This is a genomic window from Micromonospora arborensis (assembly GCF_003205615.1).
Lineage (GTDB): Bacteria > Actinomycetota > Actinomycetes > Mycobacteriales > Micromonosporaceae > Micromonospora > Micromonospora arborensis.
The window spans coordinates 136,355-160,574 of the sequence record NZ_PYBV01000001.1; the positions used below are offsets into that span (position 1 = coordinate 136,355).

A 24,220-nucleotide genomic window follows, 5' to 3' on the forward strand; every position below is an offset into this window, starting at 1 on the left:
GGGTGGGGGCGGGGTGGGGGGTTAGTTGCCGGTGCGGGCTCCGGTGACCTGGAAGGCGGTTCGTTCGCTCGGCGGGACGAAGTCCCGTACCGGTTGGTCGCGCAGGGCGACGGCGAGCACCTCGCCGACCGCGTCCACCATCCGGGCCTGCACCGCCTGACCGACCGCGTCCCGCGGATTGTCCGGGTTCGCCGCCATCGAGGCGACCGCGAGCTGCGGTGTGAACGCCACGACCGTCTCCGTCTCGTACCGTTCCGAACTGCCGGTCTTGCCCGCCACCGGACGGCCGAGCTTCGCTCGCAGACCGGGTGCGGTGGCACCGTCGCACCGCCCGTACATCGACTGGTCGCCGACCGGGCAGCGGGCCGCGTCGGTGGCTGCCCGCGCCACGTCGGCGTCGAGCACCTGTCGGCAGTCCGGCTTGGCGGCGTCGACCGGCCGCCCGCCCGCGTCGGTGATCGAGACCACCGGCAGCGGCGCGCACCAGGTCCCCTCGGCCGCCACCGTGGCGTACGCGGTGGCCAGGTCGAGCGGCGTGGTCGCGGCCACGCCCAGGGTGAACGGACCCCAGTTGTTCGCGCCGTAGCGGGCCAGCCGTGCGTCGGACTCGGCCCGCAGCACGATGCCGAGCCGCTCGGCCATCTCCACCACCCGGTCGGCGCCGACCTTCTCGGTGAGCCAGGCGAAGTACGTGTTCACCGACCGGCCGAACGCGCTCCACATGGTGCGGGGGCCGTCCATCGACGACGGGCTGGAGTTCGCCGGACACCAGCGACCATCGCAACTCGCCTCCCCGGTCACCGGGAAGCGGGTGAGCAGTTGGGTGGGGGCCACGAAATCGGTCGACAGCGGCAGACCGGCCTCCAGCGCGGCAAGCATGGTGAAGAGCTTGAACGTCGAGCCGCCCTGGTACCCCTCGATCGCACCGCCGCCGGCGACCAACTGGTTGACCGTGTTCGGGTGGTTCTTCGACCCGACCGGGTTGTCCTGCACGCTGTAGTTGCGATTGACCGACATCGCCAGCACCCGACCGGTGCCCGGTTGCACCACCGCGGTCGGCACCGCCTCGGCATTCGTCGGCCGGTAGATCTTCAGGACCTGCTCGGTGGTGGCCCGCTGCACCCCGGGGTCCAGCGACGACACGATGGAGAACCCGCCCCGGCGCAGTGTGCGCTGCCGCTCGTCGGCGCTCGCGCCGAAGGCGGCCTGGTCGCTCCACCAACGGGTGAACCAGTCGCAGAAGAAGCCCCAGTCGTTGTGCGTCTCGGGCACCGCCGTGCAGTCGTTCGGGGTCTCGCTGGGCCGTAGCTGCAACGGTTCGGCCCGCGCCGCCGCAGCCGCGTCCGCCGGCACCTGCCCCGACTCCACCAGCCGCTCCAACACGTACGACCGCCGCTGCAGCGCGCTGTCGGCGTCGCCGTTGATCGGGTCGTCGCTGTCCGGAGACCGGACCAGACCGGCCAGCAGTGCCGCCTGGGCCAGGGTCAGCTCGGCCGGGGCCCGGGAGAAGTAGCGCTTGCTGGCCGCCGCGATGCCGTACGCCCCGGCGCCGAAGTAGGCGATGTTGAGGTAGCGGGTGAGGATCTCCTCCTTGTCGAGTTCGCGCTCCAACGCGAGCGCGTACCGCATCTCCTGGAGTTTGCGGGCGGTGCTGATCTCGGTGGCCGCCACCCGCTGCGCCTCGGTCAGCCGGGGGTCGCTGCTCAGCACGTTGCGGACGTACTGCATGGTCAGCGTGGAGGCGCCCTGCCGGGTCTGGCCGTCGCGCTTGTTGACGGTGAACGCGCGCACGACGCCCCGCAGGTCGACCCCACTGTGCTGGTAGAACCGGACGTCCTCGGCGGCCACGATCGCCTGGCGCATCACCGGGGCCACCTCGTGCAGCGGCACGTCCACCCGGTCCTCCTGGTAGAAGGAGGTGATCAGGGTGGTGCCGTCGTTGGCGTAGAGGTTGGAGCGCTGGGCGGTCGGCGGCGTGCGGAGCGTGTTCGGCAGCTCCGAGTACGGCGTGGACAGGGCGCTGAAGCCGATCCCGAAGACCAGGGCCACCGGCAGGGCGGCCGCGGCCAGCACCAACCCGGCCAGCACTCCGGCGATCAGCACGGTGAGCAGTTTGTCGAGATAGGCCCGGATCATCAGCTCTCCCCGCAGGAGCCGGTCACGCTAGGACCCGTTCAGAATGACCCGGAACGCCCCTTTCGCCCCGGGTTTTCCCCAAACCCGGAGGAAACTCGCACCGCGCTCAGGGCAGCAGCGCGCCGGCCAGCGGGTGGACCGTCTCCTCGATCTCGTCGGCGACCCGGCTGAAGCACTGGTCACCGCGACCCCACGGGTCGTCCAGATCGTCCGTCGGCAGCGCCGAGGCGCCCAACCGGGCATCGTGAGCCGCCGCCACCAGGGCCACGCCCCGGGCGTACACGGCCTCCGGGGTGGCGTCGCCCGGCGGCAACGCGGCGGCGTCCACCGCGGCCAGCAGCCGGCCGAACTCACCCAGCACGAACGTGCGGGCCGCCGCGTCCGGCCGCAGCGCCACCACGTACTCCTGCTGATCGGCCGTCGCGGTCAGGACCAGGTCGGCGGCGTCGATGTGGTCCGAGCGCAGCTTGCGCGCGGCGAACCCCTCGACGTCCCCACCACGGCCGACGACCTGCCGGGCCGCCGGCGGGTTCATCTCCTCACCCGCGTGCCAACCACCCGTGCCGGCACTGTGGCTGTACACCAACTCGTCGGCCCCGGCCGGGTCCTGCGCACGCCGCGTCAACCGCTCCCGCACCGCGAGGGCCAGCAACCGCTCCGCCATCGGCGAGCGGCAGATGTTGCCCATGCAGACGTGCAGGACCGTGAACGGGGGCACTCAGACCGCCCGAATGTCGACGAGATCCGGCACGACGTCGCGCAGTTTCTCCAACGGGATCGCCCCGGCCCGCAGCAACTGCGGCACCTCACCGGTCAGATCCACGATCGTGCTGGGCACCGGGTCCGGGCAGGGCCCGGCCTCCAGGTACGCCCGCACCGAGTAGCTGAGCTGGTCGCGCGCCTCCTCGGCGGTCACCGCGGCGGGCTGGCCGGTCTTGTTGGCCGACGAGACCGCCATCGGGCCGGTCTCACGCAGCACCTCCAGCGCCACCGGGTGCAGCGGCATCCGCACCGCCACCGTCCCCGTCTTGTCGCCCAGGTCCCACTGCAGGCTCGGCGAGTGCTCGACCACGATCGTCAACGCACCCGGCCAGAACGCCTCCACCAGGTCCCGTGCGGCCGTGGGCAACGAGAAGACCAGGCCGTCCAGGGTGTGTCGGGAACCGATCAACACCGGCGGCGGCATCTGCCGACCCCGGCCCTTCGCGTCCAGCAGCGCCTTGACCGCGTACGGGGTGAACGCGTCCGCGCCGATCCCATACACGGTGTCCGTCGGGAGAACGACCAGCTCGCCGTTCTTGACCGCCTCGATCGCCGCAGCGATGCCGCGGTCCCGATCGGCGGGCGACCGGCAGTCGTAGAGCATCACGAGGAGTCAGTCTGCCACGCCACCCCGATCGGGGCGTGCTGGCCGTCCGCCCGTCGGGACGCGGTGGCATAGCGGGGGCGTCCGGTGAGGTCCAGATGCTCCGTGACGGTGCTGAACCCACCGTCCTCGGCGAGCAGCCCGGGCACCGCCGCACCATGGGTGTCGTCGTGCTCGACCCCGACGACGCCGCCCGGGCGCAGCAGCGCCGCCGCCCGGGTGACGACCGGCCGGATCACCGCCAGACCGTCCGCGCCACCGAAGACCGCCTCGGCCGGGTCGTGCCCCGCCACCTCCGGCGGGACCACCACATCGTCCGGCACGTACGGCGGGTTGCAGAGCAGCACGTCCACCGAGCCCACCAGCTCCGCCAGCAGGTCCGGCGCGGTCACGTCGGCCTCGACCACCTCGATCGGCCGGTCCCCCGCCCCGGCCCGCTCCGCGGCGTTGCGCCGCAACCAGGCCAGCGCCTCCGGGGACCGCTCCACCGCGATCACCCGCGCCCCCGGCAGCTCCTGAGCCACCGCGAGCGCGATCGCGCCCGAGCCGCTGCAGAGGTCGACCACCACCGGGTCGAGCCGGCCCCGGGCCTGCTCGACGCCCCAGCCGGCCAGCAGCTCGGTCTCCGGCCGGGGCACGAACACACCCGGGCCGACCGACAGCTCAAGGTGCCGGAACCCGGCCCGACCGGTCAGGTGCTGCAACGGCTCACGCGCGGCCCGACGGCGGATCAGGCCGTCGAGCCGCGCCACCTGCCCGGTGGTGAGGTCGTCGGCGAGCGCCAGCCGGCCCCGGGGCACCCCCAGCACGTACGCGGTCAACAACTCGGCCTCCACCCGGGCCGAGCCGACCCCGGCGGCGGCGAGCACACGGGCCGCTCGGGCCACCGCGGCGGACGGGCGGACGGGGCCTGTCCCTTCGGGGGGGTGTTGCGGCAGAGTGGTCACGCGATAATCATGATGCGTCGCGGGCCACGCGACTAACGGGTGCGCCGCGGCGCACACGACAGGAGGTTGGCGGGTGGGCTGGCTCGACCGGGTCGGTGACCAGGTTGATGCCCTGACGCGCGCCCGTGCGTTGCAGGAGGCCAGTCGGTCAGCGGAGTCGTACGTCCTGCTGGAGCGTGTGATCCGCACCACGACCGACCCGGCGGCCCGAGCCGACGCGTTGGTGCAGCGCCTCTCCGCGCTGATCAATCTCGGTCGGACCGCGGAGTTCACCAGGGCCATCGAGGAAGCCTCGGCGGCGGTACGCGACCTCGCCGAGCCGTACCTGCACGGGCACCTCAACGCACTCGCCGCGCTCGCCGCCCACCACCAGGGGGCACTGGACCGCTGCGTCACGCACCTCGTCCGAGCCGCCCGGGCGCTGGGCGCTGTCGAAGACCCGGACCGGGACACCGCCTGGGGCTGGCACGACCTGGCCATGGCCTACAGCTACCTCAGCTTCCACGGGTACGCCCTGGGCGCCATCGAGCGAGCCCGGCAACTCGGGCTCACCGCCGGGATCCCGGAGGAGACGTTCGCCGCGCCGGGCATCCGACTGCGCAACGCCGTGGCACTCGACCACAACGGCGACAGCGACGGCTGCCTGCGGGTGCTCCGGGACGTGGCCGCCGACCTGGCCCGCTTCGTACGCACCGGGCGCGCCGATCAGCTGCGCCCGAGCAGCCTCGCCGCGTACGGCTACGCGGCGGCCCGACAGGCCGCGCTCGGCGACCAGGTGGAGACCGACGGGGACGCCGAAACGGCCCGCCTGATCAGCCACGGTGGGGACAGCGCCCGAGCCCGCGACATGCGTCAGCTTGGCCAGGTGTGTCTCGCCGTCGCCGCCGGGCGGCCGATCGAGGCGGTCGCCCGGCTGGACACCATCCACGTGTCCACCGAGACGCTCGGGGCGGCCGAGCCGGCCCGGCTACGCAGCATCGCGCTCGCCCGCGCCGGGGACCACTCGGCCGCGCACCGGGCCGACCGGCTGGCGTTCCGGCTCGCGGCCCAGCGCAACGACCGGCTGCGGGACGTCTACATCGACGGCATCGCCGCCCGGATCGACCATGAGGAGATGCGCCGCGAGGCGGCACGGTTCGAGGGCGAGGCGTTGACCGACCCGCTCACCGGGCTGCCCAACCGACGTCGGCTGGAGCGCTACATCACCGCCGTGGTCACCCGAGGCGAGCGGGTGGTGATCGGCGTCTGCGACCTGGACGGCTTCAAGGCGGTCAACACCCGGCACGGGCACCACTCCGGCGACCTGGTGCTCCAGCGCATCGCCGGGGTGATCAACCGGGTGATGCGCCGGGGTGACTTCGTGGCCCGCTACGGCGGCGACGAGTTCGTGGTGGTGCTGCCGGACACCGGCATGTCCGAGGCCGCCGAGGTGGCCCGCCGGATCGAGGCCGCCGTCCGACTGGAGGACTGGGAGTCGCTGGTGCCGGGGACCCCGGTCGGGGTGAGCATCGGCTTCGCGGAGGTCTCCGGCGGCAATGGGCTGCGCGACGCGCTCAGCATCGCCTTCGAGCAGGCCGACCGGGAGATGCTGCGCGCCAAGTCCCGCCCCCGCGCGAGCTGATCGCCCCGCGGCGGCACGTCCGGCTGGACGACCGCGGGTCGTGCCCTCAGCGGCGGGTGAGCTCGGTGTCGCCGGCGAGCCGGGCGGCGCGGTCGGCCTCGGCGAGGGCGTCCAGCACCCCGTCCAGCTCGCCGGCGAGCGCCAGGTCCAGGTTGTACGCGGTGTAACCGATCCGGTGGTCGGTGATCCGGTTCTGCGGGAAGTTGTAGGTGCGGATCCGCTCCGAGCGGTCCACCGTGCGCACCTGCGCCTTCCGGGCGTCCGAGGCGGCGGCGTCGGCCTGCTCCTGGGCGGCGGCGAGCAGCCGGGCCCGCAGGATCCGCATCGCCTGCTCCCGGTTCTGCAACTGGGACTTCTCGTTCTGGCAGGAGACGACGATGCCGGTCGGCAGGTGGGTGATCCGCACCGCCGAGTCGGTGGTATTCACCGACTGGCCACCCGGGCCGGACGAGCGGAACACGTCGATGCGCAGGTCGTTCTGGTCGATGGTGACGTCGACGTCCTCGGCCTCGGGCAGCACCAGCACCCCGGCGGCGCTGGTGTGGATCCGGCCCTGCGACTCGGTGACCGGGACACGCTGCACCCGGTGCACGCCGCCCTCCCACTTGAGTCGCGACCAGACGCCGTTGCCGCCCTCCGGCACGCCCTTGGTCTTGATCGACAGCGAGACGTCCTTGACCCCGCCGAGGTCGGAATCCTGTGCGTCGATCACCTCGGTGACCCAGCCGTGCCGCTCGGCGTACCGGCTGTACATCCGCAGCAGGTCGCCGGCGAAGAGCGCCGACTCCTCGCCACCCTCACCGGCCTTGATCTCGACGATCACGTCCTTCGCGTCGTGCGGGTCGCGCGGAATGAGCAGCTCGGCGAGGCGCTCCTCCAACCCCGGCACGGACACGGCGATGGACTCCGCCTCGGCGGCGAACGACGGGTCCTCGGCAGCCAACTCGCGAGCCGCGGCCAGGTCGGCGCGGGCCTGCTCCAGCTCATCGGCGGCCTTGTGCAGCGGCACCAGTTCGGCGTAGCGACGACCGACCCTGCGCGCGGTGGCCTGGTCGGCGTGGATGGCCGGATCGGCCAGCCGCTTCTCCAGCTCCGCGTACTCGTCGAGGAGCCCGGCCAGACGCTCGCTGCTCATGCTGCGGATGCTCCTTCGACGGTGCGGCACCGGCCGACCTCAGAGCAGGCCGCCGGACGTAAACGGGGCGAAACGCGGACGGCGCCCGCGTCCGGCGGAAAACCGGACGCGGGCGCCGAACAAGGAGTTACTTGGCCTTCTTGGCCTGAACCTTGGCGTACTTCTGCTGGAACTTCGCGACCCGGCCGGCGGTGTCGAGAACGCGCTGCTTACCGGTGTAGAACGGGTGGCAGGCGCTGCAGGTCTCGACGTGGATCGCCCCGCCCTTGGCGGTGCTGCGGGTCGTGAACGTGTTGCCACAGGAGCAGCTGACCTCGGTGGTCACGTACTCCGGGTGGATGTTTGCCTTCATCTCGCCTCGGTCCTCTCGTTGGTGGTCGCCGGGTCGCCGTCATCGCTCGTCGCGCCGTACGCGACGGGCTCGGGCGTGAACCGGAACCGGTGGCCGATTGACCAGTGTGCCATGGGCCTGAGCCGACCCGGTAATCGGGCCGCACACCTCGTCCGGCATCGTCAACACGTGTCTCCCTGTCCGCATTCCCGCCGCCCAGCGGGGCATTCGCCCTTCCGCCGGCCCGCCGCCGGGTGGCCCGCCGGTGGTACGCCCGTCCAGCGAAAGGTGCGCCGATGACCCGTCTGATCGCTACCCGGGGACTGCCCGCCTCGGGTAAGACGACGTTCGCCCGCACCCTCCAGCCGTCCGTCGTCCGGGTCAACCGGGACGACCTGCGCCGAATGCTGCACGGCGAGCGGCTCTTCACCCAGTGGGCCGAGGCGCAGGTGACCGCGGTACAGCGGGCCCAGGTCGAGGCGTTGTTGCAGGTCCGGGCGGACGTCTGCGTGGACGACACCAACCTGCGCGCGCGGGCGCTGCGGGGCTGGGCCGAGCTGGCCGCCCGCCACGGCGCGGATTTCGAGGTGCACGACTTCACCGACGTACCGCTGGCCGAGTGCCTGCGTCGCGACGCCGCTCGCCCGACCGACGACCAGGTCGGCGCGGACGCGATCCGCCGGCTGCACGAGCGGTACCTCCAGGGGCGCGCGCTGCCGTTGCCCGTGCCGCAGGCCCGCACCGGACTCCCCGCCGTCGTGCACCCGCCGTCGAGCGAGCCACCGGAGATCGTCCTGGTGGACATCGACGGCACCGTCGCGCTGGCCGTCTCACGCAGTCCGTACGACATGACCCGGGTGGGCACGGACCAGCCGAACGCGCCGGTGATCGCGGCGGTCCGGGCGATGCACGCGGCCGGTTACGGGGTGGTCTTCTGCTCCGGGCGGGACGCCTCCGCCCGCACGGCGACCGAGGTGTGGTTGGCCCGGCACGTCGCGGTCCCCTACCTCGGCCTGCACCTGCGCGCCGTCGGCGACACCCGGAAGGACTCGATCGTCAAGCGGGAGATCTACGACCGGGAGATCCGGGACCGGTACCGGGTGGCCGGCGTCTTCGACGACCGCGTCCAGGTGGTCCAGATGTGGCGAGCCCTCGGCCTCACCGTGTTTCAGGTGGCCGACGGCGACTTCTGAGCCGTCCGGGAAGGGGCCCCGGTAACCGGCGGCCCCTTCCCGACACTCAGCGGGTGAGGGCGATGGTGGCGTCGGCGCGAATGTTGTTGACGGTGACGGTGAGGCGTACGGGGGCACCGGGGCGGAGCGCGGTCAACGTGCCGGTGGCCGGGTCGAAGCGGGCGGTGTGCCACGGGCGCACCCCGGCGGCGGAGCCGATGTGCACCCCCGGCGAGGCGGACCAGTCGGCGCTCACCGGCGCGGCCACCGGGACCGTACGCCCGCCGGGCTGGGTCAGCGTGGCGGTCACCGACGCCGGGGTGCCGACCTTGACGCTGGCCGGGGCGGTCAACGCGAGCCGGTCGGTGTGCGCGTGGAACTCCGCCTCCACCCAGCGTGGCCCCTCGGCGAGCGGGTCACGCCGGGTCCGGTCGGCCTCCGCCGGCGTGACCGGGTCCACGCCGAACTCCGTCCAGCCGGTGAAGCCGCCCTGGTCGGCCGGGGTGGACGGCGTCTTGCCGGCGTTGCCGTTGATCACGTACGGCACCCCGTCCACCCGGTCGGCGTGGAAGGTCCCGACGTGCCCGCCCACGAACAGCGCGCCCTTGCCGGTGCGGTGCTGGAAGTCGGCCAGCCACTGTTCCAGCAGCGCCGCCTCCTTGCGGTCGAGGAGCTGGCTGGCCTGCGCCGGGCTCGGGTCACGCGCCGGGTGGTGGTGCAGGACGACGACCGAGCCGACGCGCGGGTCGGCGGCCGCCGCGTCCAGCGTCTCGCGCAGCATCCGCACCTGGTCGAAGCCGCCGCCGCGGAGCGTCCCGGTGGACGAGTTCAGGGTGACGAACCGGGTGCCCTCGTGGTCGAAGACCCGGGAGGTGGCGCCGAAGGCGGCTGCGAAGTTGCTGATCGGAGCGCCCATGATCTCGTGGTTGCCGGGCACGTAGTACCAGGGCAGCGCGTCACCCAACTCCTCGTCGAGGATCCGCCGGGCCAGCGCGAAGTCGGCCGGGTAGGCGGTGTCCACGAAGTCGCCGTTGATCAGGAGGAAGTCCGGGCGGGCCGCCTTCACCTCGCGCAGCGTCCGCCGAGCCTGGGCGACCAGGTCGCTGTCCGGATCGGCGGCGACGAACTGGGCGTCGGAGAGCACCGCGAACCGCCAGGGCGCACCGTCGACCGTGCCGTCGCGGACCACCACCCGATCGGTACGCGGGGCCACCGCCGGCACGTCCACCGTAGGCGGCACCTTCGCCACCAGGTCATCGATGATCACCTCGCTGGTGTACTGCGCGGCGGCGTTCGTCTCGGCCACGTAGAACCGGCGCACCCGCACCGGGTACTGCACCCCGGCCGGCACCGCGAACTCCACGTACCGCCAACCGGTCCAGGTGATCAGCGGGCCGCGCAGCACGTGCTGGGTGTCCTGGGCGTCGTGCAGGTGCAGGCTGGGCCACTCGCCGGTGCCGTTGCCGTGGATCCACAGGCCGAACGCCTGCGGTTGGCCGGGCACCTCGATCCAGGCGGGCGGATCGGCGTACGCGGCCCGCGTGCCGGTGGACTGGCTGAAGTCGTACGACATTCGCAGGCCGGTGCCGGTGTGCCCGGGCGCCGGCGCGACCGACCCGCTGGCCCGAGCCTGGCTGAACCGCCAGGAGTCGGCGTCCTCGAAGCCGGCCACCGGCACGTCGGTCAGTCCGACGGTGACCGGGATGACCGTGCTGGCGCGTCCGACGCGGACCGTCACCAGGCCGGAGCCGGTCTCGCGCAGGGCGGTGACGGCGAGGTTGCCGTCCTCGGTCGGGGTGATCCGCAGCAGGTTCCGGTCGTAGTCGAGGGTCAGGTCGGCCGGCTCGATCGGCGCGGTGTTGCCTTCGGCGTCGTACCCGACCACGCCCACCAGGGCGTCGCCGTCCAGGCCGGTCAGCCCGACCCGTGGCACGGTGGGACCGATCCGGTCCAGCGGACCGAGCACGGTGAGACCCAGTGAGCCGGTGGCCCGCCCACGTGCCGCGGTGACCGTGCTGGCACCCGGTGCGCCGGCGTGGAACACCCCGTCCCGGTCGACGCGGCCATGTACCGCCGGGGTCGCCCGCCAGGTGGGCACCCCGGCGGCCGGGCCGTACGTCTCGTCGTAGCCGGCGGCGGTGAGGGCGCGGGTCAGCCCGGGGAAGACGCGGTCGGGCCGGCCGCCGCGGACCGGTGCGACACCGGGCGCGGCGGTGGGGTCGCTGGTCGTCTCGAGCCAGTACCCGGTGAGCCGACCGCTGCCCTTCGGCGCGTAGATGGCCAGGCCGTTGGGCACGGCCCGTTCGCTGCCGTCGGAGGGGCCGTTCTCCACCTGCACGGCCGGCCCGCCCGGTTCCCGGGCCAGCAGCGTGGACGAGCCGCCACCGTCCAGGTTGAGCGCGTGGTGGGCACCCAGTTCGGCCATCATCCGGCCCATCTCGGTCTGTGTCACGCCGCGGCTGTCGACCTGCCGGCCGTCCACGGTCAGCATGATCATTTTGCGACCGTCGGCGCTGAAGCCGACGGCGGTGCGCGGAGCCAGCGTCGGGTCCGCGATGCTCTGGACGACGCCGTCGCGGACCAGCACGTTGCCGCCCCCGACCGCCGCGTGCACGGTGCTGCCGTCGGAGGGCTTCGGTCGCCAGGCCACCGTCACCGGATCACCGGCGCGAAGCCCCGCCAGCGTGTCGGCGCCGGCGTCGCGGCCGAGCAGCACGGTGCTGCCGGCGACGATCGGACCGCTGCCGGCCACGTCCGTCACCGCGGCCACCCGACCGCCGGCCACGGTGACCTCGACCACCCGGGCCGCGCCCTCCACTGCCCGCTGCCGGGAGTACGTCCCCCAGAGCTCGGTGAACGCGCCGATGCCGTCGGCCTGCACCAGGTTGTTGAACTGGGTGAGCGCCACCGGGCCGGTGGGCAGGGTGGCGGTGCCGTCGAAGTTCACCTCGATCACCCGACCGAGGCCGTTCGCGGTGACCGCCACCGCGTTGCGGTGACCGGCGACAGCGGACTGGATCAGCTCGCCGTCGCGGATGCCGACGCCCTGGGCGGCACCGGAACTGTTGATGTCGAAGAAGTCGCCATTGACCGCGGCGACCGCACGCGAGGCGTCCACCGCGCTGCGCAGCGGCTCCGCCCGGCTCACCGCCCCCGAGTTGACGTAGTCGACGGTGGACCCACCGGCCAGGTCGGTGGTGAGTGCGTCGGCCCGCAACCAGCCCTCGGCGTCGTACCGGTCGAAGGAGGTGAGCTGCACGCCCGGCGCGACCGGCCGCGTGGCCTTCGTGGTCTCCAGGCCGCCGGCCGGCTCCAGACCGCCGGCGGCGGCCGCGGCAGTCGCGGTGGCCGGGTCGGCAGCCAGACTGACCGCGCCGGTCGGCCGCGACGACGCAGCCGGCGCGTCCTCGGCGATGGTGGGCGAGGCCACGGACGGTGCGGTGATGGTGGGCGGCGCCGGCGGTGCGGCAGTGGCCGGCGGCGACAGGGCCAGGGCGAGCAGCGGCATCAGCAGCAGGACGCCGGTGCGGCGGGCGGATCGTCTGCGGGTACGCATGGACGACAGTCAACCCGGCGATGAATAGAAGTTTCAATACCTGTCGACTGAACCGAAGGAAAATTCCAACAACTCGCGGCGCGGTTGGCGGCACCTTCCGCCCGCTGCGGTCCCGCCGACTGCGAGCGCCGGTCCGGCCGCCGCCCCCTCCCCGCCCCCTTTGCTCTGCTTCCACGGACGCAACACTCCGGGCCGCCTTCTGTTGCGCCGGGTGAAGCAGAGCAAAGGCGATGGAGGGCACGACGAAGGGGCACGGCCGCAGCGGCCGTGCCCCTTCGTCGTCGATCGCTACGGGATGGTTACTCCCCCGGCGTCGACTTCGCGATCTGCATCAGGAACTCGATGTTGGTGCGGGACTGCTTGAGCCGGTCCAGCAGGAGATCCATTGCCGCCTGCGAGTCCAACGAGTGCAGCACCTTCCGGAGCTTGTGGATGATGGCCAGCTCTTCCGGTGCGAGCAGGACCTCTTCCTTACGCGTACCGGACGGGTTGATGTCGATGGCCGGGAAGGTCCGCTTGTCGGCGATCTTCCGGTCCAGCTTCAGCTCCGCGTTACCGGTGCCCTTGAACTCCTCGAAGATGACCGTGTCCGCCATGGACCCGGTCTCCACCAGCGCGGTGGCGATGATGGTCAACGACCCGCCGTTCTCGATGTTGCGGGCCGCGCCGAGGAAGCGCTTCGGCGGGTAGAGCGCCGTGGAGTCGATACCACCCGACATGATCCGACCACTGGCCGGTGCCGCCAGGTTGTACGACCGACCGAGTCGGGTCACCGAGTCGAGCAGCACGACCACGTCGTGTCCAAGCTCGACCAGACGCTTGGCCCGCTCGATGGCCAACTCGGCCACCGTGGTGTGGTCCTGCGGCGGACGGTCGAACGTGGCCGCGATGACCTCGCCCTTGATCGACCGCTGCATGTCGGTGACCTCTTCGGGACGTTCGTCCACCAGCACCACCATGAGGTGGCACTCCGGGTTGTTGCGGGTGATCGCGTTCGCGATCGCCTGCAGCACCATCGTCTTACCCGCCTTGGGCGGCGACTGGATGAGTGCCCGCTGGCCCTTGCCGATCGGCATGACCAGGTCGATGACCCGGGTGGTCAGGATGTGCGGCTCGGTCTCCAGCCGCAGACGCTCCTGCGGGTAGAGCGGAGTGAGCTTGTAGAACTCGGGCCGGCGCCGCGCCTCCTCCGGCTCCATCCCGTTGATCGTGTCCAGCCGCATCAGCGGGTTGTACTTGTCGCGCCGCTGGTCACCGCTGTTGCCACCCTCGCGGGCCGCCCGCACCGCACCGGTGATCGCGTCACCGCGGCGCAGGCCGTACTTCTTGATCTGGGACATCGAGACGTACACGTCGTTCGGGCCAGCCAGGTAACCGGTCGTCCGCACGAAGGCGTAGTTGTCGAGCACGTCGATGATGCCGGCCACCGGGACGAGAACGTCGTCCTCGTTGACCTGCGGCTCCCGCCCACCGGTGTCGGTACCGGTCTCGGTGCGCTCGCCACGCCCGCGGCGACGGTCCCGGAAGCGGCTGCGCCGGCCACGCCGGCCGCCGCCCTCACCGTCATCGTCGTCGTTGTCCCGCTCCACACGCTCGGCACGCTGACCACGATCGTTGCGGTCGTTGCGGTCGCCCCGGTCGGCGCGCTCGGTGCGGTCGTTGCGGTCGCCCCGGTCGGCGCGCTCGGTGCGGTCGTTGCGCTCGCCACGGTCGGCACGCTCGCCCCGGTCGTTGCGCTCGGCACGCTCGCCCCGCTCGGCACGCTCGCCCCGCTCGGCACGCTCGCCCCGGTCGGCACGCTCGCCCCGGTCGTTGCGCTCGGCACGCTCGGGGCGCTCGCCCCGCTCGGCACGGTCGCCCCGCTCCGGACGCTCGCCCCGCTCCGGACGCTCGGCCCGCTCGCGGCGGTTCTCGCCACGGTCGGTCCGTTCGCCGGCTTCGACCTCGTCGGTACGCGTCTCAGCCGAACGCACCGGCTCAGCCGAACGCACCGGCTCAGCGGCAGGTGCCGTCTCAGTGGAACGCGTCTCCGCCGCTGCGGTCCGGCTCCGCCGGGTGCGACCACGGCTCTCAGTCCCGGCGGCCGGCTCGGCCGGCGCCTTCTCGGCGCTGCGCCCTTCGGCTGCCGGCCGGTCGGCGGTCTCCCGCACCTCGGCGCGCACCCCCTCACGGGTCGAGGCGGCCGCGGCCGCGACCTCGGCCCGCGGTCGAGGGGTCCCGGCGGCGTTGCCGCCCTGCCGCTCGGAGATCGCGGCGATCAGCTCGCCCTTACGCATGCGAGCCGTGCCGGAGATGCCGAGCGACGCGGCCAGGCTCTGCAGCTCTGGCAGCAGCATCGCCGACAGACCGGTGCCGCTACGCCGCCGACGGGCGGGAGCGGCGGCGGTGGCATCGCCAGCGACGTTGGAAACATCCGACGTCACGTCGGTGGTGTCGCTCAATGGAATCCTTCCCTCGATAAAGGCCGGGACTGCCCGGAGTCGGAGCTCAGGTGGCCGGGCGGCCTCGGTGCACCCGCCTCGCAAGGACGCGTCGCGGGAGTCTGTGACACAGCAGCCGGTCGGTATCCCGACTCACCAACGTCGGTGAGCAGGTCTCGCCGTCTGCGGCGACCTGTGGAATCTGCGGTGCGGCGTGGGCCTTTGGCAGGGGTGTGACGGGCTAACCGCCGAGAGCTTCGGGGGTGCGCCGCCCCGCAGGAGATCGCGTGCTTCGCGGCTGTGCTAGGTCTAGAGCGTAATCAACTCTTCCGACCTGCGGCAACAGGGTCCCGCTCGGCGTGTCCAAGTCTACCCCGAGCAACCCGCGCGCCGCTGACGTCTATCGGTAACTGCCAGATCTGCCAGTCTGTTCCCACTGGGAAGCTCGCCGGAGGCTCGCTCAACGCCAGCACGGTCGGGCCCGCCCCACTGACCACAGCTGCCACACCGGCCGCTCGCAACGCGCTGACCAGGGAAGATGTGCCCGGCATCCCGGCTGCGCGGTAATCCTGGTGGAGCCGGTCGGCGGTGGCCGGCAGCAGCAGAGTCGGGTCGGCGGTGAGCGCGTGCACCAGTAGTGCCGCCCTCCCCGCGGTGAACGCAGCGTCGCCATGGGGCACGGTGGCCGGCAACGCGGCCCGCGCCGTCGCGGTAAAACCGCGCTCCGCCGGAACAAAAACTGTGGGCCGCACCCCGTCGGCGACCGGCAGGGACACCGCCTGCGCCCCGGTCGGCTCGGACCAGGCCAACGTGAAACCACCGAGCAGGCACGGCGCGACGTTGTCGGGATGGCCCTCGATCTCGGCGGCCAGCCGGAGCGCGGCCGAATCGTCCAGCCGGTGCTCCCCGTCGGTGACCAGCGCGCGGGCCAGCAGCACCCCGGCGACGATCGCGGCGGACGAGGAGCCCAGCCCACGCGCCTGGGGGATCCGGTTGACGCACTCCACGTTCAGCCCCGCAGGGTGGCCCCCGAGCACGTCGAACGCGGCCCGCATGGCCCGCACCACCAGGTGCCGGTCGTCGTCGGGCAACTCGCCGGCACCCTGCCCGGTCACGGCGACCCGGACCCCGCCCGACGAGACCTCGGCGGCCACATCGTCATGAAGCCCGAGGGCGAGACCCAGCGCGTCGAAGCCCGGCCCGAGGTTGGCGCTGGTCGCGGGGACCCGGACACGGACCGGCCCGGCGGTGAAATTCGTCGGCACGCGCTCATGCTAGGGCTCGGCACCGACGATCCGGTCCGGTGCCCGCAGCCTGGGATCGCCGGACTCAGGCGGCCGGGTCCGGAACCGGCTCGGTGACCGGGTCGGTGAGCGAGAGCCTGCGGGTGGCGATCCGCCAGCCAACCGCGTACACGAGGGTGATCAACCCGCAGCCGGCGAGCACCACCCGTTCGTCCACCGCGTCCACCACCACGGCCACCGCCAACTGGCTCACCGAGATCGCCAGCGTCGCGAGCATCATGTCGGTGGCGAAGACACGCCCCCGCAACCGGTCCGGGACTTCGCCCTGCAGGGCGAAGTTCGACATCACCCAGTTGCTACCCCCGGCAAAGTGCGCCACGAAGACCAGCAGCAGCACCAACGGAAACCACCGTACGACCGATGTGCCCAGGTAGGACAGGCCGTACAGCGACATCGACAGCGCGAGCCCGGGCAGCAGCCACGCCCGGTTGGTGAGCACCCGACGCATCAGGATCGGCCCCACCAACGCCCCGGCGCCGCGCACCGCGAAGAGCAGGCCGGCGCCGAGCGGACCGACGCCGTACACGCCGGCCAGCAGCGGGAACACGGTCAGCACGCCGTTGCCCAGGCCGACCGCCGACTTCACCGTGACCAACGCGAGCACCCGGGGACGGTGACCGATGTAGCCGAGCGCCTCGCGCACGGCGGCCCAGGTCCGCTGGGCCGGCAGGTCGGTGTCCCGCGGCGCCTGCAACGGCCGGCGGATCCGCGTGGCCAGGCCCGCGGCCAGCGCCAGGCCCACCGCCGCCACCCAGAAGCAGGCGTACGGGCCGACAGCGGTGCTGAGTACGCCGCCGAGCGAGGCGCCCACCACGGTCATCGTGCCCCAGGCCGAGCCGGCCACGGCGTTACCGGCGGCCAACTCGTGTGGCTCCAGCACGTTGGGCAGCGCGGCCTGGGCGGCTGGCGAGTAGAACGCCTTGGCCACCGCGACCACTCCGATCGCGACCAGCGCCAGCCACGCCGTTCCGGCATCCCGCACCCCGAGCAGCAGCAACACCCCGGCCAGCGCGGCCACGTTCGCGGCGACCATGATCTTCCGGCGGTCGAAGCGGTCGGCGATCGTGCCGGTGTACGGCAGCAGCAGCGCCACGATCCCGGTGTCCACCGCCAACACCAACGCGCCCCAGACCCCGCTGCCGGTCAGGTGCGGCAGCAGCACCAGCAGCGGCACCATGACGAACCAGTCGGCGCCGAAGACCACCAGTTCGGCGAGGAAGAGATTACGAAAACTGCGATTGCCGGTAAGGACCGAGAGGGTGGACGCCACGGACCGGGACCCTACCCGGTCGGCGCAGGGGTCACGTCTGCTCCCAGCAGCGCGGAGACGGTGACGAAGGTGAAGCCACGCGCCCGCAATCCGTCGATCATGGCGGGCAGGCCGCGTAGCGCGACCAGCCGTCGCTGCGGACCCACATCGTGTCCGAGCAGGATCGTCCCCGGTCGGACATCGGCCACGATGCGGCGAGCGTGGCCGGCTGGATCACCCGGAAACTCGCGCTCCACCATCTGCGCCGACCAGAGCACCAGCCGATAGTCGAGCCGGGCCGCCGCGTGCAGCACCGCGCCACCCAGGTGACCGTACGGCGGGCGGACCAGTCGGGGTGCGCTCCCGGTCACGTCGGCGATCGCGTCGTGACTGCGGCTCAGATCGTCGTACGCCGCGACGGCGTCCAGCTGAGCCAGATCCCGGTGCGCCCAGCTGTGGTTGCCCACCTCGTGCCCGGCGAGCCGGCCGCGGACCACGTGGGCGTGCCGCCTGACCTGAGCTCCGACCAGGAAGAAGGTGGCCGGCACCCGGTGCTGGGCCAGGGTGTCCAGAACCATCGGGGTCCACTGTGGCGCCGGACCGTCGTCGAAGGTGAGCGCCACCAGCCGTTGCCCGGTCGGCACCGACCAGACGACCACCACCGCCCCAGGCGCGAGGCCCTGCTGCTGGTTGACGAGCGTGGCGCTGGCCGGGCCACCGCCGAGAGGCAACCGGCGATGGGTGCTCTGCCACGCCTGCGACACCCCCGCACCGATGGCCGCCCCGCCGGCCAACAGGGCGCTGCGGCGCAGCAGATCGCGCCGGGACCACCTGTGCGCGCTCTCGCCCATCCACCCCGCCCCGCTCTGCAAGCACCTCCACGCACCCACTAGGAGTATGCAAGACGTGACGCAAAGTACGGGTCGAGGTCTTGCCCTCGGAGTGTCCCGGGCGGTGAAGCCGGAACGCCCCCGGCGAAACCCGCCGGGGGCGTTCCGGTGTCGGTCCGACCTATTCGGTCGGCTCCGACGGCGGCAGTGGCGAGGTACGGCTACGGGGCAACCGCAGCACCTCGAACTGGTCCGTGCCCTCGACCAGCGCGCCCGACGGGGCGGGTCGTCCGGACGGCTGTGCGCTCCCGGCCGCCCCCGGGGCAGACGCACCGCTGGGCACCGCGACCTGGTTCGGTCCCGTCACCTCGTCGGTCTCCGCCTCGGTCACCGCCGGCTCTCCGGAGCGCCGCCGGCTGCGCCGGCCCCGCAGCGACTCCTTGGTGTGCTCCACCATCGTGTACAGCGTCGGCACCAGGATCAGCGTGAGCAGCGTGGAGCTGAGCAGACCACCGATCACCACGACCGCCAGCGGCTGCGAGATGAAGCCGCCCTCACCGGTCAACCCGAGCGCCATCGGCAGCAGCGCGAAGATGGTCGCCACCGCGGTCATCAGGATGGGGCGCAGCCGCCGCCGTCCACCCTCGACCACCGCATCCCGGACGTCCATGCCCTGCGCCCGGTACTGGTTGATCAGGTCGAGCAACACGATCGCGTTCGTCACCACGATGCCGACCAGCATCAGCACACCGATCAACGCCGGTACGCCGAGCGGCGTCCCGGTGACCAGCAGCAGGCCGATCGCACCGGTCGAGGCGAACGGAATGGAGATCAGCAGGATCAGCGCCTGGGTCAGGCTGCGGAACGTGGCCACCATGATCAGGAAGACGATCGCGATCGCCACCAGTACCGCCAGGCCCAGGTCGCCGAAGGCATCCGCCTGATCCGCGCTGACGCCACCGATCGTGAAGCTCGCGCCCGGCACGTCGAGGGCGTCCAGCCGCTTCTGCAGCTCCTTGCTGGTCGCGCCCAGGTTCGAGCCGGTCGCCGCGCCGGTCACCGACACGCTGCGCTCACCGTCGATCCGGGTGACCTGCTGCGGGCCCTCGCCCTGGGTGACGTCCGCGATGTCGTCCAGCTTGACCGGACCCACCGGCAACGCCCGCAGCTCGTCCACCGTCATCGGCGGCTGTGCGCCCAACCGCAGCACCACGTTCTGCTGCTGACCGTCGAGCGCGACCTGACCCAGCGGCGCTCCCCGGAACGCCTGCGACACGAGCTGCCCCACGGCGGCCTCGGTGAGCCCCGCCCGGCCGGCGGCGACCCGGTCGACCGTCACGTCGACCCGCGGCACCCGCGCAGCCAGGCTGGTGGAGACGTCCTCGACGTCCGGAACACCAGCCATCGCGGCTCGGGCTTCCTCGGCGGCACGGTTCAGCACCTCCGGGTCGCTGGCCTGGACGACCACCTCAAGCTGGCTGGTCGACGCCTCCTGCCCGCCACCGAAGCTGATCTCACCCACGCTGGCACCGAGCTTGTCGAACTCCTTGCGCAGCACCTCACGCATCTGCTTCGCGTCGGTGTCACCGTCGAGCGCCAACGACCAGCTGGCGACGTTGTTGCCGCCGCCGCCCGCCCACGGGTTGTCCCCACCACCCGCGGTCACCTGGTACGTCTCGACGCCCTTGGTGCCCGACAGCACCGACTCGACCTGCTTGGCCGCGGCGTCGGTGGCCGCCAGGCCGCTGCCGGCCGGCAGTTCCTGGCTCATGTTGAGGGTGTCCTGGCCGGAGTCGTCCAGGAAGTTGGTCTCCAGCTTCTGGGACAGGCCGAAGGTGGCGAACAGCACCAGCAGGCCGAGCCCCACGGTGATCCACCGGGTCGACCGCTTGCGGGTGGCGAACCCGATCACCGGCAGGTAGGCCCGCTGCAGCGGGCTGCGCAGCTCCTTCTCCTCCGCATCGCGCCGCACCGCCTCGTCGTCCACGGTGCCGCCGCGCGGCTTGAGGAACCAGTACGCCAGCACCGGGATCACGGTCAGCGACACCAGCAGCGAGGCGAGCAGGGCCACCGTCACGGTGATCGCGAACGGCGCGAAGAGCTGACCCACGAACCCGCCGACCAGCGCGATCGGCGCGAACACCGCCACCGTGGTGAGGGTGGACGCGGTCACCGCGCCGGCAACCTCGCGGACGCCGGCGACGATGGCGTGCCGCTTCTCCTCGCCGTACTCGAGATGTCGTTTGATGTTCTCCAACACCACGATCGAGTCGTCGACCACCCGGCCGACCGCGATGGTCAACGCGCCGAGGGTGAGCAGGTTGAGCGAGTAGTCGCCGATCCACAGCGCGATCAGCGCCACCAGCACGGAGAGCGGGATGGAGACCGCGGTCACCAGCGTCGAGCGCACCGACAGCAGGAAGACCAGGATGACGATGACCGCCATCACCAGGCCCAGCAGGCCCTCGGTGGTCAACGACTCGATCGACTTCTCGACGAACGGCGCCTGGTCGAAGACCACGGTCAGCTCCGCGCCGGAGGCGTCCTTCAGGTCGGCGAGCCGGTCGCGGATCTCGTGCGAGATCTGCACGGCGTTGCCGTCCGGCGCGGCGGTGACCGCGATGCCGAGGCTGTCCTTGCCGTTGGTCCGGGTGATCGCGGTGGCCGGAGCGAGCTGCTGCTCGACCGTCGCCACGTCACCGAGCCGGACGGGTGCCGCACCCGGGGCGACCACGATGCCGCGCAGGTCCTCCAGGGTGGCGATCGGCGTACCGACCTGCACCGGAAGGGCCAGCCCGCCGTCGGTCACCGCGCCGGCGGGGACCGCCACGCCGTTCGTCTTCAGTGCCGCGCCGATCGCCGTCGGCTGGATCCGCGCCGCGGCCAGCTTCGCCGGGTCCGGGGTGACCACCACGACGTCGTCGCGGGTGCCGGTCACCTCGACCGTGCGTACCCCCTCGATGCCCTCCAGCTCCGGCACCACCGTCGCGCTCAGCTTCTCCGCGAGCGCCCGCTCGTCCGCCGTGCCGGCCGCGGCCAGCACCACCGCCGGCAGGTCGTCGGTGCTTCCCGCGATGACCTGCGGGTCGACATTCTCCGGTAGCTGGGCGTTGATCCGGCTCAGCGCGGTCTGCATCTTGTTGACCACGTCGTCCAGGTCGGTACCGAACTCGTACGTCACCTGGACGGTGGCCGCCCCCTCGCGGGACGTGGAGGTGACCTTGTCCAACCCCGGGATGCCCTGCAGGGCGTTCTCGATCGGTTCGGTCACCTGCGACTCGACGATCTCGGGGCCGGCACCGGGGTAGGCGGCCACGATGAACGCGGCCGGGAACTCGAGCGACGGCAGCAGTTGCTGCTTCAGCGACGGCACGGCGAACGCTCCGAACACCGTGGTCACCACCGCGATGAGGGCGATCAGCCCTCGGTTGGCGAGGCTGAATCTGGCGAGCAGCGACATCGGCCTGGTTCACTCCTGAACGAGAATGCGGGCGGGGATACCCGAAAGTGTGCCGGACTCGGTCACCGGAACCCCCGCCGCCCCCAGGCCGTCCCACCGACCGCGTGCCCACCACCGGTCACCACCGGTCACCACCGTGTGCCGGGCGGCACACAGCCCGGCCCGCACGAGCGGGCGATGACGCGCTCAGGCCAGGTCGAGGGCGCGGGCGGCGGCCATCGGGTCGTTCGCGATGGTCAACGGCGCCGGCGCGGTGGAGATCGCCCATTCCGGGTCCTTCAGCCCGTGACCGGTCACCGTGCACACCACCGTCGAACCGGGCGGCACCGCACCCGCCGCGGCCTGCTGAAGCAGACCGGCGACGCTGGCCGCGCTGCCCAACTCGACGAAGACCCCCACCTCGCGGGCGAGCAGCCGGTACGCGGACAGGATCTCCCGGTCGGTCACCGCGGCGATCAGCCCACCCGAGGCGTCCCGAGCGTCCAGCGCCCTGGTCCAGCTCGCCGGGTTGCCGATCCGGATCGCGGTGGCGATGGTCGACGGTTCCGGCACCACCTGCCCGGTCACGATCGGTGCCGCCCCGGCAGCCTGGAAGCCGTACATCTTCGGGGCCCGGGTCGTGGTGCCGGCGGCCTGCTCCTCCGCGTACCCCATCCAGTAGGCGGAGATGTTGCCGGCGTTGCCGACCGGCAGGCAGTGGATGTCGGGCGCGTCCCCGAGCGCCTCGACGATCTCGAAGGCGGCGGTCTTCTGGCCGTGCAGCCGGTCGATGTTGACCGAGTTGACCAATGCGACCGGGTGGTCCTGAGCCAGCTTCGCGGCGAGCGCCAGACAGTCGTCGAAGTTGCCGTTCACCTGGAGCAGCTTCGCGCCGTGCACCAGCGCCTGGGCCAGCTTGCCCAACGCGATCTTGCCTTGCGGCACCAGCACCGCGCAGGTCAACCCGGCCCGAGCCGCGTACGCCGCGGCGGAGGCGCTGGTGTTGCCGGTGGAGGCGCAGATGATGGCCTTGTTGCCGGCCTCGACCGCCTTGGACACCGCGAGGGTCATCCCCCGGTCCTTGAACGAGCCGGTCGGGTTGGCGCCCTCCACCTTGAGGTGCACGTCGCACCCGATCCGGGCGGACAGCACCGGCGCGGGCAACAGCGGAGTGTTCCCCTCGTGCAGCGTGATGACCGGCGTGGCCGCGGTGACCGGCAGCCGATCCCGGTACGCCTCGATCAGACCCCGCCACATGTCGTTCTCCTCGCCTCTACCGCCGCGCCGACCCGAGCATCAGACCACCTTGGACCAGCCTGCGGCAGCGGTCGATGGCACACCCCGGTTTACCCACCTGGCGGGACGCGCGAGCCGTCCCACCGATGGTTCAACGACTCAGACGCCGCCCTCGACCCGCAGCACACTGGTCACCGATCGGACAATGTCCAGACCGCGCAACTCGCCAACGGTCGCGGCGAGCGCGGCGTCCGGTGCCACATGGGTGACGATGACCAGCTCGGCGTCGCCGTCGCGACCGGGCGACCCACTCGCCGAGCCCTGCCGCACGGTCGCGATCGAGACGTCGTGCCGGGCGAACACACTCGCCACCGAGGCCAGCACACCCGGGCGGTCGGCCACGTCGAGGCTGACGTGGTAGCGGGTCAACGCCTCACCCATCGGCCGGACCGACAGGTCCGCGTACGCGCTCTCGCTGGCCGCACGAACCCCGGCGAGCCGGTTGCGCGACACCGCGACCACGTCACCGAGCACGGCGCTGGCGGTCGGCGCACCCCCGGCGCCCCGACCGTAGAACATCAGCTGCCCGGCCGCGTCCGCCTCCACGAAGACCGCGTTGAACGCGTCGCCGACGCTGGCCAGTGGATGGCTGCGCGGGATCATCGCCGGGTGCACCCGGACGCTGACCGTCTCCCGGCCGCTTGCGTCGACGCCCCGGGCCGCGATGCAGAGCAGCTTGATGGTGCAGCCCATCGCCTGGGCGCTGGCCACGTCCGCGGCGGTCACCTCGGTGATGCCCTCGCGGTGCACGTCGGCGGCGCCGACCCGGGTGTGGAACGCCAGCGAGGCGAGGATCGCCGCCTTCGCCGCCGCGTCGAAGCCCTCCACGTCGGCGGTCGGGTCGGCCTCCGCGTAACCCAGAGCGGTGGCCTCGTCGAGGGCCTCGGCGAAACCGGCGCCGGTCGCGTCCATCGCGGAGAGGATGAAGTTGGTGGTGCCGTTGACGATGCCGGTGACCCGGTTGATCCGGTCCCCGTGCAGCGACTCGCGCAGCGGGCGCAGCAGCGGGATGGCCCCGGCCACGGACGCCTCGTAGTAGAGGTCGCTGCCGCCCTCGGCCGCCGCCTCGTGCAGGGCCACGCCATCCTCGGCGAGCAGCGCCTTGTTCGCGGTGACCACGCTCTTGCCGGCACGCAACGCCTCGACCAGCCAGCCGCGGGCCGGCTCGATGCCACCGACCACCTCGATCACGACGTCCACGTCGTCCCGCTTGATCAGGCCGAGGGCGTCGGTGGTGAACAGGGCCTCGTCGACCGGCAGATCACCCCGATCGCGGCCGAGCCGACGGACGGCGATGCCGGCGATCTCCAGTGGAGCGCCGATCCGCGCGGCCAGGTCGGCCGACTGCTCGTGCAGCAGTCGAACCACCTCCTGGCCGACCGTGCCACAGCCGAGCAGCGCCAAGCGCACAGGTGACG

The 24,220-nt window shown here is 72.3% G+C and carries 16 protein-coding genes; 2 read left to right on the top strand and 14 right to left on the bottom strand.

The window, feature by feature from the left end:
* Positions 1 to 21: 21 nt before the first annotated feature.
* The 4 genes from C7C45_RS00660 to prmC form a co-directional block, all read right to left on the bottom strand.
* Complete coding sequence (locus C7C45_RS00660; RefSeq protein ID WP_110561626.1) at positions 22 to 2,136, bottom strand: transglycosylase domain-containing protein; 2,115 nt, start codon at positions 2,134 to 2,136, stop codon at positions 22 to 24.
* A 106-nt stretch (positions 2,137 to 2,242) separates the two neighbouring features.
* Entirely contained in the window at positions 2,243 to 2,854 is a 612-nt protein-coding gene (locus C7C45_RS00665; RefSeq protein WP_110561627.1) for an arsenate reductase/protein-tyrosine-phosphatase family protein, read from the bottom strand.
* Positions 2,855 to 3,502 (bottom strand): L-threonylcarbamoyladenylate synthase, encoded by a 648-nt coding sequence (locus C7C45_RS00670; RefSeq protein ID WP_110561628.1) that lies wholly within the window; start codon positions 3,500 to 3,502, stop codon positions 2,855 to 2,857.
* On the bottom strand, positions 3,502 to 4,449 hold the full coding sequence (prmC, locus tag C7C45_RS00675; protein ID WP_110561629.1) for a peptide chain release factor N(5)-glutamine methyltransferase: 948 nt from the start codon (positions 4,447 to 4,449) through the stop codon (positions 3,502 to 3,504). Before prmC ends, C7C45_RS00670 begins: the two co-directional genes overlap by 1 nt.
* 73 nt (positions 4,450 to 4,522) lie before the next feature.
* Between prmC and C7C45_RS00680 the strand changes: the two genes are divergently transcribed.
* Positions 4,523 to 6,070 (top strand): GGDEF domain-containing protein, encoded by a 1,548-nt coding sequence (locus C7C45_RS00680; RefSeq protein ID WP_110561630.1) that lies wholly within the window; start codon positions 4,523 to 4,525, stop codon positions 6,068 to 6,070.
* Between the two features lie 46 nt (positions 6,071 to 6,116).
* Here C7C45_RS00680 and prfA read toward each other — a convergent pair whose 3' ends face one another.
* Together prfA and rpmE are read right to left on the bottom strand one after the other, a co-directional pair.
* The gene (prfA, locus tag C7C45_RS00685) at positions 6,117 to 7,205 is read right to left on the bottom strand and encodes a peptide chain release factor 1 (RefSeq protein WP_110561631.1); all 1,089 of its coding nucleotides are present in this window, start codon (positions 7,203 to 7,205) and stop codon (positions 6,117 to 6,119) included.
* 127 nt (positions 7,206 to 7,332) lie between these two features.
* Positions 7,333 to 7,557, bottom strand: a complete 225-nt coding sequence (rpmE, locus tag C7C45_RS00690) for a 50S ribosomal protein L31 (protein ID WP_007464546.1) — start codon at positions 7,555 to 7,557, stop codon at positions 7,333 to 7,335.
* Positions 7,558 to 7,832: 275 nt separating this feature from the next.
* Here rpmE and C7C45_RS00695 point away from each other — a divergent pair, with 275 nt between their 5' ends.
* Positions 7,833 to 8,729 carry a phosphatase domain-containing protein gene (locus tag C7C45_RS00695; protein WP_110561632.1) on the top strand — a complete coding sequence of 299 codons (897 nt, stop codon included), beginning with the start codon at positions 7,833 to 7,835 and terminating at the stop codon, positions 8,727 to 8,729.
* A gap of 46 nt (positions 8,730 to 8,775) precedes the next feature.
* Here the strand turns inward: C7C45_RS00695 and C7C45_RS00700 are convergent, their stop codons facing one another.
* From C7C45_RS00700 to C7C45_RS00735, 8 genes are all read right to left on the bottom strand, one after another.
* The gene (locus C7C45_RS00700) at positions 8,776 to 12,264 is read right to left on the bottom strand and encodes a phosphodiester glycosidase family protein (protein ID WP_110561633.1); all 3,489 of its coding nucleotides are present in this window, start codon (positions 12,262 to 12,264) and stop codon (positions 8,776 to 8,778) included.
* A gap of 299 nt (positions 12,265 to 12,563) precedes the next feature.
* On the bottom strand, positions 12,564 to 14,705 hold the full coding sequence (rho, locus tag C7C45_RS00705; RefSeq protein WP_110561634.1) for a transcription termination factor Rho: 2,142 nt from the start codon (positions 14,703 to 14,705) through the stop codon (positions 12,564 to 12,566).
* Positions 14,706 to 15,004: 299 nt separating this feature from the next.
* Complete coding sequence (gene thrB / locus C7C45_RS00710; RefSeq protein WP_110561635.1) at positions 15,005 to 15,949, bottom strand: homoserine kinase; 945 nt, start codon at positions 15,947 to 15,949, stop codon at positions 15,005 to 15,007.
* Positions 15,950 to 16,013: 64 nt separating this feature from the next.
* Positions 16,014 to 17,258: an MFS transporter gene (locus C7C45_RS00715; protein ID WP_110561636.1), complete on the bottom strand. Its 1,245-nt coding sequence runs from the start codon at positions 17,256 to 17,258 to the stop codon at positions 16,014 to 16,016.
* 11 nt (positions 17,259 to 17,269) lie between these two features.
* A complete protein-coding gene (locus tag C7C45_RS00720; protein ID WP_110561637.1) occupies positions 17,270 to 18,088 on the bottom strand; it encodes a polysaccharide deacetylase family protein in 819 nt (272 codons plus the stop codon).
* 160 nt (positions 18,089 to 18,248) lie between these two features.
* Positions 18,249 to 21,527, bottom strand: coding sequence for an efflux RND transporter permease subunit (locus C7C45_RS00725; RefSeq protein ID WP_110561638.1), 3,279 nt, complete (start codon positions 21,525 to 21,527; stop codon positions 18,249 to 18,251).
* A gap of 186 nt (positions 21,528 to 21,713) precedes the next feature.
* Positions 21,714 to 22,763, bottom strand: a complete 1,050-nt coding sequence (gene thrC / locus C7C45_RS00730) for a threonine synthase (RefSeq protein ID WP_110561639.1) — start codon at positions 22,761 to 22,763, stop codon at positions 21,714 to 21,716.
* A gap of 138 nt (positions 22,764 to 22,901) precedes the next feature.
* Complete coding sequence (locus tag C7C45_RS00735) at positions 22,902 to 24,212, bottom strand: homoserine dehydrogenase (protein WP_208641024.1); 1,311 nt, start codon at positions 24,210 to 24,212, stop codon at positions 22,902 to 22,904.
* Positions 24,213 to 24,220 lie beyond the last annotated feature (8 nt).

Excerpts from the sequence above, each read along its gene's own strand:
- C7C45_RS00660 (WP_110561626.1), bottom strand. The coding sequence starts at position 2,136 with ATGATCCGGGCCTATCTCGACAAACTGCTCACCGTGCTGATCGCCGGA.
- C7C45_RS00670 (WP_110561628.1), bottom strand. The coding sequence starts at position 3,502 with ATGCTCTACGACTGCCGGTCGCCCGCCGATCGGGACCGCGGCATCGCT.
- prfA (WP_110561631.1), bottom strand. The coding sequence starts at position 7,205 with ATGAGCAGCGAGCGTCTGGCCGGGCTCCTCGACGAGTACGCGGAGCTG.
- rpmE (WP_007464546.1), bottom strand. The coding sequence starts at position 7,557 with ATGAAGGCAAACATCCACCCGGAGTACGTGACCACCGAGGTCAGCTGC.
- C7C45_RS00695 (WP_110561632.1), top strand. The coding sequence starts at position 7,833 with ATGACCCGTCTGATCGCTACCCGGGGACTGCCCGCCTCGGGTAAGACG.
- C7C45_RS00700 (WP_110561633.1), bottom strand. The coding sequence starts at position 12,264 with ATGCGTACCCGCAGACGATCCGCCCGCCGCACCGGCGTCCTGCTGCTG.
- C7C45_RS00720 (WP_110561637.1), bottom strand. The coding sequence starts at position 18,088 with ATGGGCGAGAGCGCGCACAGGTGGTCCCGGCGCGATCTGCTGCGCCGC.
- C7C45_RS00725 (WP_110561638.1), bottom strand. The coding sequence starts at position 21,527 with ATGTCGCTGCTCGCCAGATTCAGCCTCGCCAACCGAGGGCTGATCGCC.
- thrC (WP_110561639.1), bottom strand. The coding sequence starts at position 22,763 with ATGTGGCGGGGTCTGATCGAGGCGTACCGGGATCGGCTGCCGGTCACC.